We start from the raw sequence: 17,607 nt of genomic DNA on the forward strand, positions 1-17,607 counted from the left end.
AACATTCCCTGGCTCCGGTAGGGCGGCGGCCGGTGGTGAACACCGGCTAGATTTGGACATACGAAGGCCCCCGGCGATGCGAGCGCCGGGGGCCTTTACGTAGTGGATTACCGGTAGCTGCGGCGACCACGCCCACCGATGCCGGCCACCAGGGCCACACCGACGGCGGCGAGCAGGACCTGCACCAGCAGCTCCATCCAGTCGATGCCGTTGGTCTCGGTCGCGATGCCGAGCGCGCGGGCCACAACGGTGCCGAGCAGCGCCGCGACAACACCGATGACCATGGTGAGCCAGATGGGCATGTTCTGGCGGCCCGGCACCACGAGGCGGCCGAGCGCACCGACGATCAGACCCACGATCAGCGCCGTGATGATGCCGAACAGAGTGAGTTCCACGTCCTTTTCCTCCCTAGCCGGGGGTGAGTTTTCGGTACGACGTGTTATTGCCCGGCACCGGGACGGATCAAACGTGGGCTCTCACCTCATTAATCGCGGCGTCCATCGAGGCGAACGCCAGCGGCGGCACCTCGGCCAGCGCGACCCAGCGCAATTCGCTCGCCTCGGCCGGATCCGCACGCGGCTGACCTGCACTGATATGGGCGGCCCAGAAACAGTCCAGGACCGGCAGAAGCTCCCCCTGAAAGGGGTACGTCGCGATGAACATGCCCACGAAACGATCCAGCGCGATGTCGACGCCCAGTTCCTCGCGGGCCTCCCGGACGGCGGCGTCGGCCGGCGCCTCCCAGCCGTCGCAGAAGCCTCCGGGCAGCGCCCACCGGCCGGCCTCCGGGTCCCGGGCGCGGCGCAGGAGCAGCACCCGGTCGCCGTCGAGGATGATCGACAGGCCGGTGGGGCGCGGGTTGACGAACTGGGCGTAGCCGCACGCCGGGCAGGTCACCGGCGGTGGGCCCGGCAGCGCCGCCGCGCATGCCGGGCAGTAGCGCGGCACTCCTACTTCTTGCCCTTGGTGTCGGCGGGGGCGTCGGAGGTCGACAGCGCGGCGATGAAGGCCTCCTGCGGCACCTCCACCCGGCCGACCATCTTCATCCGCTTCTTGCCTTCCTTCTGCTTCTCGATGAGCTTGCGCTTGCGCGTGATGTCACCGCCGTAGCACTTCGCGAGAACGTCCTTGCGGATCGCCCGGATCGTCTCGCGCGCGATGATGCGGCTGCCGATCGCCGCCTGGATCGGCACCTCGAACTGCTGCCGCGGGATGAGCCCACGCAGTTTGGCCGCGATCGTGACGCCGTAGTTGTACGCCTTCTCCTTGTGCACGATCGCGCTGAACGCGTCCACCGCCTCGCCGTGCAGGAGGATGTCCACCTTCACCAGGTCGGACTCCTGCTCGCCGGTCGGCTCGTAGTCCAGCGACGCGTAGCCCTTGGTGCGGCTCTTCAACTGGTCGAAGAAGTCATAGATGATCTCGGCGAGCGGCAGCGTGTAGCGCAGTTCGACCCGGTCGGAGGAGAGGTAGTCCATGCCCTTGAGCTGGCCGCGCCGGCCCTGGCACAGCTCCATCACCGCACCGACGTAGTCGTTGGGCGTGAGCACGGTCGCCCGGACCACCGGCTCGTAGACCTTGGCGATCTTGCCGGTCGGGTACTCGCTCGGGTTGGTGACCGTCGCCTCCGAGCCGTCCTCCAGCTCCACGCGGTACACCACGTTGGGCGCGGTGGAGATGAGGTCGAGGTTGAACTCCCGCTCGAGGCGTTCCCGGATGATCTCCAAGTGAAGGAGCCCGAGGAACCCGCAGCGGAACCCGAACCCGAGCGCGGCCGAGGTCTCGGGCTCGTAGTTGAGGGCCGCGTCGTTGAGCTTGAGCTTGTCGAGCGCGTCGCGCAGCAGCGGGTACTCGGAACCGTCGATCGGGTACAGCCCGGAGTACACCATCGGCTTCGGGTCCTTGTACCCGCCGAGGGACTCGGCCGCCGGCCGGGAGTTGATCGTGACGGTGTCACCGACCCGGGACTGGCGCACGTCCTTCACGCCGGTGATCAGGTAGCCGACCTCGCCGACGCCCAGGCCGGTCCCCTTGACCGGCTCGGGCGAGATGACGCCGATCTCCAGCAGTTCGTGGACGGCGCCGGTGGACATCATCTTGATCCGCTCGCGGGCCTCGATCTTCCCGTCGATGACCCGGATGTAGGTGACGACGCCCCGGTACACGTCGTACACGGAGTCGAAGATCATCGCGCGGGCCGGCGCGCCGGCGTCACCCACCGGCGGCGAGAACTGCCGCACGATCTCGTCGAGCAGGTGCGGCACGCCCTCGCCGGTCTTGCCGGAGACCTTGAGGCAGTCCTCCGGCTCGCAGCCGATCAGGTGCGCCAGCTCCTCGGCGTACTTCTCCGGCTGGGCGGCCGGCAGGTCGATCTTGTTGAGCACCGGGATGATGTGGAGGTCGTTCTCCAGTGCCAGGTACAGGTTGGCCAGCGTCTGCGCCTCGATCCCCTGCGCGGCGTCGACCAGCAGCACCGCGCCCTCGCAGGCGGCCAGGCTGCGGGAGACCTCGTAGGTGAAGTCGACGTGCCCCGGAGTGTCGATCATGTTCAGCACGAACGGCTCGCCGGCCCGCTCGCCCTCGCGGACCTGCCAGGGCATCCGCACGGCCTGACTCTTGATCGTGATGCCGCGTTCGCGCTCGATGTCCATCCGGTCCAGGTACTGGGCGCGCATCTGACGGGCGTCCACCACCTCCGTGAGCTGCAGCATCCGGTCCGCCAACGTCGACTTGCCGTGGTCGATGTGGGCGATGATGCAGAAGTTGCGGATGCGCTCCGGTGCGGTGGCGCCGGGGTGGCTGCCGGGATCGAGCGTCGGTGGCACAGCGTTCCGTTCGGTCGGGAACAAAATTCGGATTGGCGCGCACGCCGTCTCCATGGTCCCATGCCGACATGACCGAGCCCTCACCCCCGCCTCGACAGGTGCGGGCCGTCTTCGACGACACCTCGATCATCGTGTACCAGGCGTACCCGCCGGAGATCGCCGACGCCGCGCTCGCCGCCGGCACGCTCGTGCCGCCGTTCAAGCGGGAGCGGATGACGTGGATCAAGCCGTCGTTCCGCTGGATGATGTACCGCTGCGGCTACGCCACCAAGCCGGGCCAGACCCGGGTGCTCGCGATCCGGATGAGCCGGGACGGGTTCGAGTGGGCGTTGGCCAATGCCGCGCTGAGCCACTACGACCGGCGCGTGTACCCGTCGGCCGAGCTGTGGTCCCGGGTACGCGACAGCAGTCCCGTGCGGGTGCAGTGGGATCCGGAGCGTTCGCTGCGGATGGGGCCGCTGGACCACCGTTCGATCCAGGTGGGGCTGAGCGGCGAGGCGGTCGACCGCTACGTCGACGAGTGGATCACGGAGATCGTGGACATCACCAACTTCGTCCACGAGATCGGCGGCCTGGTGCGGGGCGCACACCCCGACATCGTCGAGGCCGCGAGGCGCCTACCGCCGGAGCGTCCCTATCCCCTTCCGGGGGCGGTCGCGGCCCGGGTCGGCGCGTCCTAGCTCTTCTCCTGTGGGGCGCACCGGTCCGGTTCCGACTCCGGCACGGTGCGATGCCCGCACGACGAGTTGCGTCACCTCCAGATCGGCTCGCCCTGCTTACATCCGGGTTCGGGTCAGATCCGAGCACGGCGATCGATGCGGCCGAAAGCGATACGCCCGGACACCACCTCTGACCTGCGTGAAGGCGTGAAAGCTTTCAGTCACCGGACGTCCCGGTTGCGCGTGGGAGCGATTCCATGCCACGCTTCCGATCCCTGGCACATCTCGGGTTCCACGGTCGCCGCGGAGTATTTCCGACACCCCGGCCGCGACCACTTTCCGATCACCCCTTCGCATCGCGCGGCCACCCCCTGAACCGTGCCGCCGGTGCGAGAGATGTCGCGAGGAGCGCATCCGCATGAGACTCATCCCCCGCGTACGTTGGGCGCGCCGACGCCGCGGTCTGGCCGCCGCGGCGGCGGTGGCCCTCGTCGCCACCGGCACCGTGGCCGCAGTCGCCACGAGCGCCAGTGCGGCCGCCGGCTGTTCGGTCACGTACACCGCCAACTCGTGGCCGACCGGCTTCACCGCCAACCTCAAGATCACGAACCTGGGCGACGCGCTGTCGAGCTGGACGCTGAAGTTCTCCTACGCCGGCAACCAGCAGGTGACCCAGTCCTGGGGCAGCAGGTACCAGCAGTCGGGTCAGAACGTCACGCTCACCAACGAGACGTACAACGGCAGCATCCCGACCAACGGTTCGGTGACGCCGGGCTTCAACGGCTCCTACTCGGGCACCAACGTCGACCCGACGTCGTTCACGCTGAACGGCGTCACCTGCAACGGCGGGGTCATCCCGACCGGTGGCCCGTCGAGCCCGGGCTCCAGCCCCTCGTCGGCCCGCCCGTCGAGCGCCGCACCGTCATCGGCCCGCCCCTCGTCGGCCGGCCCGTCGGTCACCACCTCACCGCCGCCGGTCGGCAGCCGGGTGAACAACCCGTACGAGGGCGCCACCGGCTACGTGAACCCGGAGTGGAAGGCGAAGGCCGAGTCGGTCTCCGGCGGCAACCGCGTCTCCAACAACCCGACCGGCGTGTGGCTGGACCGCATCGCCGCCATCGAGGGAACCGACGACAGCTCCTCGAACGGCTCGATGGGTCTGCGTGACCACCTCGACGCCGCCGTGGCGCAGGGCGCCGGCTACGCGCAGTTCGTCATCTACAACCTGCCCGGCCGCGACTGCTCGGCGCTCGCCTCCAACGGTGAGCTGAAGCCGGGCGAGCTCAACCGATACAAGGCCGAGTACATCGACCCGATCGCGTCGATCATGAGCGACACGAAGTACCGCAACCTGCGGATCATCGCGATCATCGAGATCGACTCGCTGCCGAACCTGGTGACGAACACCAACCTCGCCACCTGCGCCACGATGAAGTCCAACGGCGAGTACGTCAACGGTGTCGCGTACGCCCTGCAGAAGCTCGGTGCGATCCCGAACGTCTACAACTACATCGACGCCGGCCACCACGGCTGGCTGGGCTGGGACAGCAACTTCGGCCCATCGGCCGAGCTGTTCGCGTCCACCGCCCGCCAGGCCGGGTTCAACAACGTGCACGGCTTCATCACCAACACGGCGAACTACTCCGCGCTGGTCGAGCCGTACGTGAAGATCACCGACACGGTGAACGGCACCTCCGTCCGCCAGGCGAAGTGGATCGACTGGAACTTCTACGTCGACGAGCAGTCCTTCGCCCAGGCGTACCGGACCAAGCTGGTGTCGCTCGGCTTCGACGCCAACATCGGCATGCTGATCGACACGTCCCGTAACGGCTGGGGCGGTTCGGCCCGTCCGGCGGGCCCCGGCCCGACGACGAGCGTGGACAACTACGTCAACGGTGGCCGCGTCGACCGGCGCATCCACGCCGGCAACTGGTGCAACCAGAGCGGTGCGGGCCTCGGCGAGCGGCCGCGGGCCAACCCGGCCAGCGGCATCGACGCCTACGTGTGGATCAAGCCCCCGGGTGAGTCGGACGGCTCCAGCAAGGAGATCCCGAACAACGAGGGCAAGGGCTTCGACCGGATGTGTGACCCGACCTACGGCGGCAACGACCGTAACGGCAACAACCCGACCGGTGCCCTGGACGGCGCGCCGATCTCCGGTGCGTGGTTCCCGGCGCAGTTCGCGCAGCTCATGCAGAACGCCTACCCGGCGCTCTAGGTGACAAAGGAGCGGCGCCGGTCCTGACGGGCCGGCGCCGCTTCGTATGTGGTGGTTAGAGAAGTCCCCCGTCGTCGTGCAGCCAGTCGATGAACCCGCCCGCGACGGCGGCGGCACAGTCGACCAGCTCGCGCAGCAGCGCGTCGTGCACACCGGCTCCCAGCGGCACCTGGAGCTCGGCGTAGATGGGTAGCTGGCCGCGGTCGGTGGGGTCACCGACGTAGGCCTTGCAGAACCGGCGGGTGTGGTTCCACTCGTTGACAACACGGTAGGCGCGGTCCGCCCAGTCGGGCGGCACCGTCGCGTGTGGACGGACCCGGATCACCAGGATCTCGTCGGTCGGGCCTTCCAGCGTGAACAGCACGGCGTGCCGTTCCCACAGCGCCAGCAGGCTGCCGCCACCGTCGGTCAGAAATCGGATGTCGACCGCGTCGAGCGCCTCGCCGAGCCGCTCCATCGTGACCGGTGCGACCCGTGCTTCTTCCTCCGTCGTCGGCGTGACGTCTTCCAACGGTGTGGCGGTCACCGTGGCGACACCCGCCGAATTCTCCGGTGTCGTGTCGGCATTACCGGCACGCCAGGAAAACCATGGCATAGCACGCGCTCCCTGCTTAAGAGCATCTCCCCAGTCGAACCCATCTCATCGGTCTGTATCTATCCGATAACCGACCGTGGGCTCGACGCACGACGGTACCCGTTCGGGGGACCGATGGCAGCCCCCCAAATCCCCCGTCTGAGTGATCGGATGATAGGCACCTCAGCCGTTGGGTTGATAGGGGGCTACCTGCAGGTAGAGGGTTTCCCCGACGGGCAGGTACCAGCAGCTACCGTGCGTGGCGGCCAGGCCGGTCCATCGCGCGGCCCGACGCACGGCGACCGGGTCGTCACCCAGGAAGCCCATCCGCACGAGCCCCTGCACCTGACGCTGCGGTACGTCGAAGCGTTCGCCGGCGTGATCGATCACGAACGGCACGTGGTCGAGCATCGCGTCGCGGATGCGCCGCGTGCCGACCGCGCGCCCGCCGACCCCCTCGGCGATCGCGTCGCGCACCACCTTGGCGGCCGCGTCGACCACCCTGCGCACCTCGGCGGCGGGCAACTCCTCGACCTGCGCGCCCGCGTGCGGAGGCAGCGGCCACCGCCACTGCGCGTCGACGGCGGCCGGCAGCCGGTCACCGCCCGACCGCACCACGTCAAAAAGATCCTTCGCGCGAACGGTCACGTCGCGCACCACCCCGGCCCGCACCTCGCGGGTCACGAGGACACCGAAGGGCAACCGCGCCCAGAGCTGCACGACGCCGCCCGCGGGACGCAGCCGGACCACGGCCGTCCCGTCCAGCCGCAGCAGATGCGCCAGGAACGCCCCGGCGTCGCGCCCGATCAGTCCCGCCACGGCTCCAGGAACTCCCGTTCGGCGTCGGTGAGGCGGCGTGGACGGCCGCCCGTGAGGTCGTACGGCACACAGGTCGTCCGCGCCCGGCTGGCGACGGCCTCCCCGTCGAACAGCTCGTATGCGACGGTGAACCGGCTGGCCCGGATCTCCTCGATCCAGAGTTCTACCCGCACGCCGTCGGTGTAGTCGACCGGTCGCAGATAGTCCACTTCATGGCGTGAGATCACGATCCCGCGACTGAACGATTTCACCCCGGCCTTGCCTGCTTCCACGAACATCAGCGCGACCCGGGCCTCCTCGTACAGCGTGAGGAACCGGGCGTTGTTGACGTGCCCGTACGCGTCCAGGTCGGACCAGCGCAGCGGACAGTGATACAGGTAGCGAGACACCGTGAAAGGCTAGTCCGATCGGCTGACTGATTGGCCATGGGAGTGACGGACATCCGGTCGAAACCGGCTCACGTACGATTCGACGCTATGACTGGCCCCGCGCTGACATTGAGCGTCGTCATCCCGATGTACAACGAGGAGGACGTCGTCGGACTACTGGCGGCGCGGCTACGCCCCGTTCTGGACGCGCTACCGGACGCTTACGAGGTCGTGGCCGTCGACGACGGCAGCACGGACGCCACGGCGGCGATCCTGAGCGGCATCGCCCGGGACTGGCCGCAGCTGCGGATCCTGCGCCTGCGCGGCAACAGCGGACACCAGGCGGCGCTGCTCGCCGGCCTGTTCAGCTGCCGGGGCGCGTACGCCGTCAGCATCGACGCCGACCTGCAGGACCCGCCGGAGAAGATCCCGGAGATGCTGGCCCTCGCCGTCGACAAGGGACTCGACGTCGTCTACGGCGCGCGGGACGACCGCAGCACCGACACGGCGTTCAAGCGGCTCACCGCCGGGCTGTACTACCGGATGATGCGCAGGGTCGTCGGGCGCCGCATGCCCAACCACGCCGGCGACTTCCGGCTGCTCAGCCGCGCCACGATCGAGGCGCTGCGCGCGCTGCCCGAGCGCCAGCCCGTGCTGCGCATGATCATCCCGTGGCTCGGCTTCCCGAGCGGCGAGGTCACCTACGCGCGGGAGGCCCGGGCCGCCGGCAGCACGAAGTACCCGCTGCGCAAGATGTTCCTGCTCGCGACCGACAGCATCACCAGCTTCTCGGCCGCGCCGCTGCGCATCGCGACCTGGCTCGGCGTCGGCGGGGTGGTGCTCTGTTCGGTGCTCGCCGTCATCGCCATCGCGGCGCACTTCGGCGGGGCCACGGTCTCCGGCTGGACGTCGCTGTACATCGCCGTGCTGTTCCTCGGCGCCGTTCAGCTGCTCTGCCTCGGGCTGCTCGGCGAGTACATCGGCCGCATCTTCGTCACCGTGCAGGGGCGTCCCATGTACTTCATCGGCTACGACTCGCTCAACGCCGGCCAGCCGATGACCCCGGAGCAGACCCTCGCGGCCGAGCCGGCGCTGGTTCCGGCGCAACGCGTGCCGATGGCCCAGCAGACCCGATGAGCACGGCGCTCGTCGACGCGCCCACGACGGGAGGACCGGCCGTCGCGGGCGCGCGTTCGCCGCTGCGCTGGGCGCCGCTGGCCGTCACGCTGCTCTTCACCGCCGGGGCGCTGATCGCCACGGGCACACCCGTCCTCGACATCCTCAAGTACGCGCTGTACACGCTCGGGGCCGTTCTGGTGCCGGGGACGCTGGTGTACCGCGCCGTCCGGCCGACCGTGCACTCGCTCGTCGACGACCTGGCGATGGGCATCGCCGTCGGCCTCGTGCTGGAGATCGCCGGCTGGGCCGTCTTCGTCGGCCTCGGTGTGCCGGGGCTGCTGTGGCTGTGGCCGCTGGCCGTCGTGGTGCCGTTCGTGGCGGTGCCGCGGCTGCGCCGGCACTGGTGGGTGCGCGGGTACACGCCGGTGCCGATCGGCTGGGCCTGGGTCGTCGCCGCGGCGGCCGTGTTCTTCGTCGGCTATCTCGCGTTGGCGTTCCTCCGAGTGAATCCGATACTGCCGGCGGGCGAGGACGACCGGCAGTACCTGGACCTGGCGTATCAGCTGTCGTTGGCCGGGGAAGCGGCCCACCGCTTCCCGCCGGACCTCCCGCAGGTGTCGGGGGAACCCCTCACCTACCACTGGTTCGGCCACATGCACATGGCCGTCGTGGGCCTGATCGGGCACATCGACCTGACCGTGGTCTCGCTGCGCCTCGCCGTCCCCGGGCTGTCGCTCGCCTCGGTGCTGCTGACCGCCGTCATCGGCTGGCGGGTCAGCGGGAAGCCGTACGCCGGCGCCGCCGCCGCGGTCCTCATGTGGGTCATCGGCGAGGTCAGCTTCAGCAACCCGCTGACCCAGCCGTTCGGCACGCAGGTGCGCTTCGCCGTGTGGCACGGGATGTCGCTGACCTACTCCTGGGTGTTCCTGCTGGCGCTGATCGGTGTCGTCGCCGTCCTCCTCGAACGCGCCCGCGCCACCGGCCTGTACGTCCTGGCGTTCCTGTTCATGCTGGCGTCCACCGGGGCCAAGGCGTCGTCCCTGCCGGTGGCGCTCGCCGCGCTGGGCATGGTGTGGCTCGCCCTGCTGGTGGCGAAGCGGCGCATCCCCTGGCCGGTCACCGTGCTGATCGCGCTCGGCCTGGCGGCACAGCTGATCGCGACGGCCGTGCTGTTCCGGTTCCGCACCTACGGCCTCGCCCTGGACCCGCTGTCCAACCTCGCCGTCTTCTGGGACGGGCCGGCCGACCGTCCACTGTGGAAACACCTGCTGATCGTCGGCGGCGTGGTCCTCGGCTTCCTGGTGAACATGCAGATCCGGGGCCTGGCCGCCGGGCCGCTGCTGACCCGGAAGCCGCGGGAGTGGGAGCCGGTCGTGTGGTTCCTGCTCGGCGGCGCGCTCGCCGGGCCGGCGCTGTACCTGGCGTTCAGCACGGTCAACGCGCAGTACTTCGCGCGGGCCGGCTTCACGTTCCTGGTGCTGGCGGCCGGGTGGGGCTACGCGATCGCGCTGGAGAACGCCCGCCTCACCCGGCGGGCGTTGGTGGCGCTCGCGTCGGGCTCGGCTCTTCTCGCGCTGGCCCTGCTCGCGGCGCAGGTCCGCTTCGCGTCGCCGGACCAGGGCACGCATCCGTACTCCCCGGTGCTGCCGATCCTGAAGTGGTCGGCCGGGCTCGCGCTGATCGGGGCGCTCGGTGCCGGTGCGTGGTTCGTCGGGCGGCGGTTCGCGCCGGCGCTGCGCGGCAGGGGCGTGCTGGTGGCGCTGACGTTCGTCATGCTGGCCGGTGCGCACCACCTGCCGATGGACGTGTACCAGACGCTCAAGGCGCCGCAGGGCGGGCCGTACTTCACCGCCCCGCTGCCGCGTTCCCGGGTGGACGCCGCGCGCTGGGTGCGGGCGCACAGCGATCCCGGGGACATCGTCGCCACCAACGCGCACTGCCTGTACCCGCCCGCCGCCGGGCAGGACGTGTCGAACTGCGACGCGCGCGTCTTCTGGCTCAGCGGCTACGCCGGGCGTTCGGTGCTCGTCGAGGGCTGGGGCTTCGCGCCGCGCCCCACCGGGCCGTACGGGGAGTTCTGGGATCTGGAACGGTTGCGCGCCAACGACGCGGCGTTCCTCTCCCCCACGGCGGACGGGCTGCGCGACCTGCGCACCCGCTACAAGGTGCGGTACCTGGTGGTCGACCGGCGCAGCGGCACCGAGTCGCCGACGCTGGCATCACTGGCCGACAAGCGCTACGACAACGGCCAGCTGGCGGTGTACGAAATCCGCCGCTGACCCCTGAGGGCCAGCGGCGGATCGCGGAGATCAGTCCCGGGTCAGCCGGCGGTGCGTCACCCGGTGCGGCCGGGCCGCCTCGGCACCCAGCCGCTCGATCTTGTTCTTCTCGTAGGCCTCGAAGTTGCCCTCGAACCAGAACCACTTGGCCGGGTTCTCCTCGTCGCCCTCCCACGCGAGCATGTGCGTGGCCACCCGGTCCAGGAACATCCGGTCGTGGGAGATGACCACGGCGCAGCCGGGGAACTCCAGCAGCGCGTTCTCCAGGCTGGAGAGCGTCTCGACGTCGAGGTCGTTGGTGGGCTCGTCGAGCAGCACCACGTTGCCGCCCTGCTTGAGGGTCAGCGCGAGGTTGAGCCGGTTGCGCTCACCGCCGGAGAGCACCTTCACCGGCTTCTGCTGGTCCGGCCCCTTGAAGCCGAACGCCGCCACGTACGCGCGGGACGGCATCTCGACCTTGCCGACCATCAGGTGGTCCAGCCCGTCGGAGACGACCTCCCAGACGGTCTGCGGCCCGTCGAGGCCGGCGCGGTTCTGGTCCACGTAGGACAGTTGCACCGTGTCGCCGACGCGCACCGAGCCGCTGTCCGCCTTCTCCAGGCCGACGATCGTCTTGAAGAGCGTGGTCTTGCCGACGCCGTTGGGGCCGATGACGCCGACGATGCCGTTGCGCGGCAGCGAGAACGACAGCCCGTCGATGAGGGTCCGGTCGTCGAAGCCCTTCTGCAGGTTCTCCACCTCGATCACCAGGTTGCCCAGGCGCGGGCCCGGCGGGATCTGGATCTCCTCGAAGTCGAGCTTGCGGGTCTTCTCCGCCTCGGCGGCCATCTCCTCGTAGCGCTCCAGACGCGCCTTCGACTTGGACTGGCGGCCCTTCGTGTTGGAGCGCACCCACTGCAACTCGTCCTCGAGGCGCTTCTTCAGCTTGGTGTCCTTGCGCCCCTGCATCTGCAGGCGGGCCGCCTTCTTCTCCAGGTACGTGGAGTAGTTGCCCTCGTACGGGTAGGTGCGGCCGCGGTCGAGCTCGAGGATCCAGGAGGCGACGTTGTCCAGGAAGTACCGGTCGTGCGTGATGGCGATGACGGTGCCCGGGTAGGCGGCCAGGTGCTGCTCCAGCCACAGCACGCTCTCGGCGTCGAGGTGGTTGGTGGGCTCGTCGAGCAGCAGCAGGTCGGGCTGCTGCAGCAGCAGCTTGCAGAGCGCGACGCGGCGCTTCTCACCACCGGAGAGCGGCCCGACGAGGGCGTCCGCCGGCGGGCAGCGCAGCGCGTCCATCGCCTGCTCCAGCTTGGAGTCGATGTCCCACGCGTCCGCGTGCTCCAACTCCTCCTGGAGCTTGCCCATCTCCTCCATCAGCTCGTCGGTGTACTCGACCGCCATCTCCTCGGCGATCGCGTTGAACCGGTTGAGCTTCGCCTTGGTCTCCGCGACGGCGTCCTCGATGTTCGCAAGGACGGTGCGGGACTCGTCGAGCTTGGGCTCCTGGGCGACCATGCCCACGGTGTAGCCCGGCATGAGGCGCGCCTCGCCGTTGCTCACCTGGTCCTCGCCCGCCATGATGCGCAGCAGGCTGGACTTACCGGCGCCGTTGGGGCCGACAACGCCGATCTTCACGCCGGGCAGGAAGGACAGGGTCACGTTGTCCAGGACGACCTTGTCGCCGTGCGCCTTGCGCGCCTTCTCAAGCGTGTAGATGTACTGCGCCACCGTGTTGCGCCCCTTCGGGGAAGTTGAACGAGAGACGGGCCACCCGGAATTGTCCCAGGTGGCCCGCCGCGGCCCAAATCGGCCCGTGACCTGCGATCAGTCTCCCCAGCGGTCGATGGCGCGCTCGTTGGAGTCGTCCCTGCCGTTGATCGTGATCCGCAGGTAGTCGTGCCCGACGTAGTACTTCGTCGTCGCGCCGTCGTTGCCGACGTTGGTGGCCACGTAGGCGTCGCCGTCCCTCGTCACGTCGGAGAGGCAGATCGAGTCGTTCGACATGGCGGCGGTGAACGGCTTGCCGCGCCGGTGGCCCTGGTAGAAGAGCTTGTTGTCGGGCGACTTGCAGATCCAGGCCTCGGACTTGTCGGTCACGATCGACCGGACCGCGATCAGGTTGGCGATGCCGGTGGCGTCCCTGGTCTGCTTCGGGCACTGGTCCTTGACGGCGGCCGGATAGCCACCGCCGGAGCTGCCGCCGCCCGGGGCCTTCGAGGCGCCGGCCGTGGCCTGCGGCGGAGCGGACGACGCGGCGTCGAATGGCGGCGCTCCCGTGTTGCTGTCGCCCGCGCCTTTGCTCTTGGCGAGGATCACGCCGACCGAGGCGCCCAACACCGTGAGAAACACCAACGCGAGCACCACCACGAAGGTCGTCGACCGGCCACCCGGCCGGTCCGCGGTCGCGTCCAGCTCTGACATATTCGCTCCCGACGTGTGTGAACCCGGCGAGTCTGGCATTACCGTCGGAGCACCTCCAACGACCCCCACCGATCACGGCACGATTCTGGGACGACCCCGCAAGCGTGTCCGCACCCCGACAGGCGCTAGGTAGCGTGTTGCTGTCGCACAGCGCTGACGCCGGAAGGAAGCCCCGGGGCACGTCCCACGGGGTGGAAGGGATCTGACAGAGGTGGCTGGAAGCAGTTCGTTCGTCGTCGTCGCCAACCGACTCCCCGTCGACCAGGTCAACACCCCGGAGGGACCGACCTACCGCCGCAGCCCGGGCGGACTGGTCACCGCACTGCAGCCCGTGCTCGCCCAGCACAAGGGCACCTGGATCGGGTGGACCGGGGCCACCACGAAGCATGAGGATCGGGCGCCGGAGGCGTTCGAGCTGGACGGGATGGAGCTGTATCCGGTCCCGCTGTCCCCCTCGGAGATGGAACGCTACTACGAGGGCTTCTCCAACTCGAGCCTGTGGCCGCTCTACCACGACGCGGTCGAACAGCCCGTGTACAAGCGGCGCTGGTGGGAGGAGTACCGGCGGGTCAACCAGCGGTTCGCCGACGCCACCGCGAAGGTCGCCGCGCAGAACGCGACCGTCTGGGTGCAGGACTACCAGCTGCAACTGGTTCCGGCGATGCTCCGCGAGCAGCGGCCCGACCTGCGGATCGGCTTCTTCCTGCACATCCCGTTCCCGCCGGTGGAGCTGTTCAACCAGTTGCCGCGCCGGGCGGAGGTACTCAAGGGGCTGCTCGGGGCCGACCTCGTCGGGTTCCAGCGGCCACTCGGCGCGCACAACTTCCTCCAGCTCACGCGGCACGTGCTGGGCCTTCGGCCGCGCGGCGACAGCGTCGAACTGCCGGACGGGCGCACCGTCGTCGCGGGGGCGTTCCCGATCTCCATCGACTTCGCGGAGATGCAGAACCTGGCCCAGAACCCGGAGGTGATCCAGCGTTCCGAGGAGATCCGCTCGGAGCTGGGCAATCCGCGTTCGGTCATCCTCGGGGTGGACCGGCTGGACTACACCAAGGGCATCGAGCGGCGCCTGAAGATCTTCCGGGAGCTGCTGACCGAGAAGCGCCTGACCGCCCCCGAGGTGGTGATGGTGCAGGTCGCCACGCCCAGCCGGGAACGGATCGAGCAGTACCAGTCACTGCGGGTGAAAGTCGAGCGCGAGGTCGGTCGGATCAACGGGGAGTACGGCCGGGTGGGGCAGGCCGCCGTGCACTATCTGCACCAGTCGTACAGTCGCACCGAACTGGCCGCGTTGTACCGTGCTGCGGACGTCATGATGGTCACCCCCCTCCGGGACGGGATGAACCTCGTGGCGAAGGAGTACGTCGCAGCACGCGTGGACAATGCGGGGGCGTTGGTGCTGAGTGAGTTCGCGGGTGCCGCGGCCGAGCTGCGGCAGGCGTTCCTGTGCAACCCGCACGACCTTGACGGCGTTAAGGAGTCGTTGATGCGCGCCGTCACCATCGATCCGACAGACGCGGCGCGGCGTATGCGTACGATGCGCCGGCACCTCCGAACCCACGACGTTCAGGCGTGGGCGGAATCCTTCCTGACCGCTCTTGACCGAACAGGCCGAACGGCATGACCGAACCCACCGCCGACCGCCCGGCGAATTCCGACCGACCCGCTGTCCCGACCGGCCTCGCGCCGGTGAGCGGCGCCGGCCTTTCCGAGGTCCCCCTTCCCCCGCCCGACGCGCTGGACCCCTCACTGCGCGCCGCGCTGGCGAAGGTGGCCCGGGTCCCGTGGCTGCTCATCGCCTGCGACTACGACGGGACCCTCGCACCGATCGTGGAGGACCCCACCAAGGCCGCCCCGCTGCCCGAGGCGGTGGCCGCGATCCGTGCGCTGGCGGCACTTCCGCAGACGGCCGTCGCCGTCATCTCCGGGCGTGCGCTGCGCGATCTCGCGGCGCTGTCCCGCCTGCCCAGCGAGGTGTACCTCGTGGGCAGTCACGGCTCCGAGTTCGACGTCGGCTTCGTCGACGCCCTGCCGGCCGACCGGCTCCGGCTGCGCGCCGAACTCTATGACGTTCTCCAGGAAATCGTGCGGGACCAGCCCGGGATCAAGCTGGAGGTGAAGCCGGCCAGCGTGGCGGTCCACACCCGAAACGCCGCCCGCGACGTGGCGGAGCGGGTCGTCGAAGCGGTTCGGAGCGGACCGGCTTCGTGGGCGGACATCCAGGTGACCCACGGCAAGGAGGTCGTCGAACTCTCGGTGATCACCACGCACAAGGGCACCGCGCTGGACACGCTGCGCACCCAGCTGTCGGCCAGCGCCGTCGTGTTCACCGGCGACGACGTCACCGACGAGAACGCCTTCGCTCACCTGCACGGCCCCGACGTGGGCGTGAAGGTCGGCCCGGGCGAGACCGCGGCGCAGTATCGGGTGGACGACCCGATGGACTCGGCGCGGATGCTCGCGCTGCTGCTGCAGACCCGGCGCAAGTGGCTCTTCGGCGAGCGCGCCGTCCCGATCGAGCGACACTCGATGCTCGCCAACGGGCGCACCGTGGCGCTGCTGACGCCCGACGCCCGGGTGAGCTGGCTGTGCCACCCGCGTCCGGACTCGGCGGCGCTCTTCGCCGACCTGCTCGGTGGCGCGCCGGCCGGTCACTTCACGATCGCGCCGGAGCGCGGCGGGCTGCCGCTCGGCCAGCGTTACCGGCCGCGCACGATGACGATCGAGACCCGCTGGTCCGGCCTCACGGTCACCGACTTCCTCGACCACACGCCCGTCGCCGGCGCCAACGGCGACCCGGGCAACGCGCTCGTGCGGGTCCTCTCCGGGACCGGCCGGGCGGTGGTCGAGTTCGCGCCGCGGCCGGAGTTCGGGCAGGTGGCGATCAGGCTCCAGCCGCTCGGCGACGGCCTGGTGGTGCTCGGTTCGGCCGAGCCGATGGCGCTCTACTCCCCGGGTGTGGAGTGGGACATCATCGACGACGGCGGGACCGACTCGGCGCGCGCGGTCGTCGACCTGGCCGCCCTGGGCGGGTCTCTTCCGTTGGAACTGCGGCTGGGCACCGGAAGCACCGAGCCGCACACGCTCGACGCCGCCCAGCGGCAGGCCGCCACGGAGAACTCCTGGAACGACTGGGCCAATTCGCTCAAGCTGCCCGGCACGGCCCGCGACGCCGTGCTGCGCAGCGCGCTCACGCTGCGCGGCCTGTGGTACGAGCCGTCGGGCGGCTTCATGGCGGCGGCCACCACGTCGCTGCCGGAGGAACTGGGCGGCATCCGCAACTGGGACTACCGCTACTGCTGGCCCCGCGACGCCGCGCTGACCGGGCGGGCGCTGGTCGACCTCGGGTCGTTCGAGGAGGCGGAGGCGCTGCTGGCGTGGATGCTCCGGGTCGTCGAGCACACCGGCGGCCACCCCGAACGCCTCCACCCGCTGTACAACCTCGACGGCACCGAGCTGGGTCCGGAGGCGGTCATCGAGACGCTGCCGGGCTACGCCGGTTCGCGGCCGGTGCGCGTCGGGAACGCCGCCAACCGGCAGGTGCAGCTGGACGTGTTCGGCCCGGTGGCGGACCTGATCTTCGCCCTCGGCGAGGTGCGGGAGCCGGCCGCGGCCGACATCGAGCTGATGGAGAACATGGTCGAGGCCGTGGCGCGCCGCTGGCACGAGCCCGACCACGGGCTGTGGGAGGCCCGCCGGCCGCCCCGGCACTACGTGTACTCCAAGGTGATGTGCTGGCTGACGGTCGACCGGGCGATCCGGCTGTTCGAGCGGCGGACCCGCGAGGTGCCGGCCGAGTGGCTGACGCTGCGCGACACCATCGCCGACAACGTCCTGACCCACGGGTGGAGCGAGGAGGCCGGGGCGTACTCGGTCGCCTACGACGAACCGGAGCCGGACGCGGCGGCGCTGTGGATCGGCCTGTCCGGGCTGCTGCCGGAGGACGACCCGCGGTTCCTGGCGACGGTGCTCAAGGTCGAGGCCGACCTGCGCAGCGGGCCGACGGTGTACCGGTACCGCTGGGACGACGGCCTGCCGGGTCGCGAGGGCGGCTTCCACCTGTGCACGAGCTGGCTGATCGAGGCCTACCTGCGCACCGGCCGCCGAGCCGACGCGGAGGAGCTGTTCGAGCAGATGCTCGCGTGCGCGGGTCCGACGGGGCTGCTGCCCGAGGAGTACGACCCGGAGACGGAGCGCGGACTGGGCAACCACCCGCAGGCGTACTCGCACCTGGGCTTGGTCCGCTGCGCCCTTCTTTTGGAACAAAGAGCCATTTAGGGCCTTTTTGCCACGGTCCGTCGTGGGTGCAGACCGCTGCTCCCGCGGCGGACCGCTCCGCTTCCCGG

Annotated in this window: 14 protein-coding genes; 6 read left to right on the forward strand and 8 right to left on the reverse strand. The window is 69.8% G+C overall.

Features of this window, described 5'->3' with window-relative positions; genetic code table 11:
- Positions 1 to 107 precede the first annotated feature (107 nt).
- The 3 genes from Val02_RS45170 to lepA form a co-directional block, all read right to left on the reverse strand.
- Positions 108 to 395: a GlsB/YeaQ/YmgE family stress response membrane protein gene (locus tag Val02_RS45170; RefSeq protein ID WP_203905551.1), complete on the reverse strand. Its 288-nt coding sequence runs from the start codon at positions 393 to 395 to the stop codon at positions 108 to 110.
- Positions 396 to 462: 67 nt separating this feature from the next.
- On the reverse strand, positions 463 to 948 hold the full coding sequence (locus tag Val02_RS45175; RefSeq protein WP_203905552.1) for an NUDIX hydrolase: 486 nt from the start codon (positions 946 to 948) through the stop codon (positions 463 to 465).
- A gap of 2 nt (positions 949 to 950) precedes the next feature.
- Positions 951 to 2,825: a translation elongation factor 4 gene (gene lepA, locus Val02_RS45180; protein WP_203905553.1), complete on the reverse strand. Its 1,875-nt coding sequence runs from the start codon at positions 2,823 to 2,825 to the stop codon at positions 951 to 953.
- A gap of 68 nt (positions 2,826 to 2,893) precedes the next feature.
- Here lepA and Val02_RS45185 point away from each other — a divergent pair, with 68 nt between their 5' ends.
- Both Val02_RS45185 and Val02_RS45190 read left to right on the forward strand, forming a co-directional pair.
- Positions 2,894 to 3,505: a DUF4291 domain-containing protein gene (locus Val02_RS45185; RefSeq protein ID WP_203905554.1), complete on the forward strand. Its 612-nt coding sequence runs from the start codon at positions 2,894 to 2,896 to the stop codon at positions 3,503 to 3,505.
- A gap of 397 nt (positions 3,506 to 3,902) precedes the next feature.
- Positions 3,903 to 5,702 (forward strand): glycoside hydrolase family 6 protein, encoded by a 1,800-nt coding sequence (locus Val02_RS45190; RefSeq protein WP_203905555.1) that lies wholly within the window; start codon positions 3,903 to 3,905, stop codon positions 5,700 to 5,702.
- A 55-nt stretch (positions 5,703 to 5,757) separates the two neighbouring features.
- Here Val02_RS45190 and Val02_RS45195 read toward each other — a convergent pair whose 3' ends face one another.
- From Val02_RS45195 to Val02_RS45205, 3 genes are all read right to left on the reverse strand, one after another.
- On the reverse strand, positions 5,758 to 6,297 hold the full coding sequence (locus tag Val02_RS45195) for a type III secretion system chaperone family protein (protein ID WP_203905556.1): 540 nt from the start codon (positions 6,295 to 6,297) through the stop codon (positions 5,758 to 5,760).
- A 162-nt stretch (positions 6,298 to 6,459) separates the two neighbouring features.
- On the reverse strand, positions 6,460 to 7,095 hold the full coding sequence (locus Val02_RS45200) for a DUF8185 domain-containing protein (RefSeq protein WP_203905557.1): 636 nt from the start codon (positions 7,093 to 7,095) through the stop codon (positions 6,460 to 6,462).
- A complete protein-coding gene (locus Val02_RS45205; RefSeq protein ID WP_239153819.1) occupies positions 7,083 to 7,484 on the reverse strand; it encodes an acyl-CoA thioesterase in 402 nt (133 codons plus the stop codon). Before Val02_RS45205 ends, Val02_RS45200 begins: the two co-directional genes overlap by 13 nt.
- Positions 7,485 to 7,571: 87 nt before the next feature.
- Between Val02_RS45205 and Val02_RS45210 the strand changes: the two genes are divergently transcribed.
- Positions 7,572 to 8,600 (forward strand): glycosyltransferase family 2 protein, encoded by a 1,029-nt coding sequence (locus tag Val02_RS45210; protein ID WP_203905558.1) that lies wholly within the window; start codon positions 7,572 to 7,574, stop codon positions 8,598 to 8,600.
- The gene (locus tag Val02_RS45215; protein WP_203905559.1) at positions 8,597 to 10,861 is read left to right on the forward strand and encodes a DUF2298 domain-containing protein; all 2,265 of its coding nucleotides are present in this window, start codon (positions 8,597 to 8,599) and stop codon (positions 10,859 to 10,861) included. The genes Val02_RS45210 and Val02_RS45215 overlap by 4 nt, the downstream gene beginning before the upstream one ends.
- Positions 10,862 to 10,891: 30 nt before the next feature.
- Here Val02_RS45215 and ettA read toward each other — a convergent pair whose 3' ends face one another.
- Positions 10,892 to 12,568: an energy-dependent translational throttle protein EttA gene (gene ettA / locus Val02_RS45220; protein WP_203905560.1), complete on the reverse strand. Its 1,677-nt coding sequence runs from the start codon at positions 12,566 to 12,568 to the stop codon at positions 10,892 to 10,894.
- A 96-nt stretch (positions 12,569 to 12,664) separates the two neighbouring features.
- Positions 12,665 to 13,261, reverse strand: a complete 597-nt coding sequence (locus Val02_RS45225; protein ID WP_203905561.1) for a hypothetical protein — start codon at positions 13,259 to 13,261, stop codon at positions 12,665 to 12,667.
- A 211-nt stretch (positions 13,262 to 13,472) separates the two neighbouring features.
- On the opposite strand from Val02_RS45225, the gene Val02_RS45230 reads away from it, so the two are divergent.
- Both Val02_RS45230 and otsB read left to right on the forward strand, forming a co-directional pair.
- Positions 13,473 to 14,885 (forward strand): alpha,alpha-trehalose-phosphate synthase (UDP-forming), encoded by a 1,413-nt coding sequence (locus Val02_RS45230; RefSeq protein ID WP_203905562.1) that lies wholly within the window; start codon positions 13,473 to 13,475, stop codon positions 14,883 to 14,885.
- Positions 14,882 to 17,539 carry a trehalose-phosphatase gene (gene otsB / locus Val02_RS45235; RefSeq protein ID WP_203905563.1) on the forward strand — a complete coding sequence of 886 codons (2,658 nt, stop codon included), beginning with the start codon at positions 14,882 to 14,884 and terminating at the stop codon, positions 17,537 to 17,539. Before Val02_RS45230 ends, otsB begins: the two co-directional genes overlap by 4 nt.
- Positions 17,540 to 17,607 lie beyond the last annotated feature (68 nt).

Origin of the sequence: Virgisporangium aliadipatigenens (assembly GCF_016863615.1) — a bacterium.
Taxonomy (GTDB): domain Bacteria; phylum Actinomycetota; class Actinomycetes; order Mycobacteriales; family Micromonosporaceae; genus Virgisporangium; species Virgisporangium aliadipatigenens.

Excerpts from the sequence above, each read along its gene's own strand:
- Val02_RS45185 (WP_203905554.1), top strand. The coding sequence starts at position 2,894 with ATGACCGAGCCCTCACCCCCGCCTCGACAGGTGCGGGCCGTCTTCGAC.
- Val02_RS45190 (WP_203905555.1), top strand. The coding sequence starts at position 3,903 with ATGAGACTCATCCCCCGCGTACGTTGGGCGCGCCGACGCCGCGGTCTG.
- Val02_RS45195 (WP_203905556.1), bottom strand. The coding sequence starts at position 6,297 with ATGCCATGGTTTTCCTGGCGTGCCGGTAATGCCGACACGACACCGGAG.
- Val02_RS45210 (WP_203905558.1), top strand. The coding sequence starts at position 7,572 with ATGACTGGCCCCGCGCTGACATTGAGCGTCGTCATCCCGATGTACAAC.
- Val02_RS45215 (WP_203905559.1), top strand. The coding sequence starts at position 8,597 with ATGAGCACGGCGCTCGTCGACGCGCCCACGACGGGAGGACCGGCCGTC.
- Val02_RS45225 (WP_203905561.1), bottom strand. The coding sequence starts at position 13,261 with ATGTCAGAGCTGGACGCGACCGCGGACCGGCCGGGTGGCCGGTCGACG.
- otsB (WP_203905563.1), top strand. The coding sequence starts at position 14,882 with ATGACCGAACCCACCGCCGACCGCCCGGCGAATTCCGACCGACCCGCT.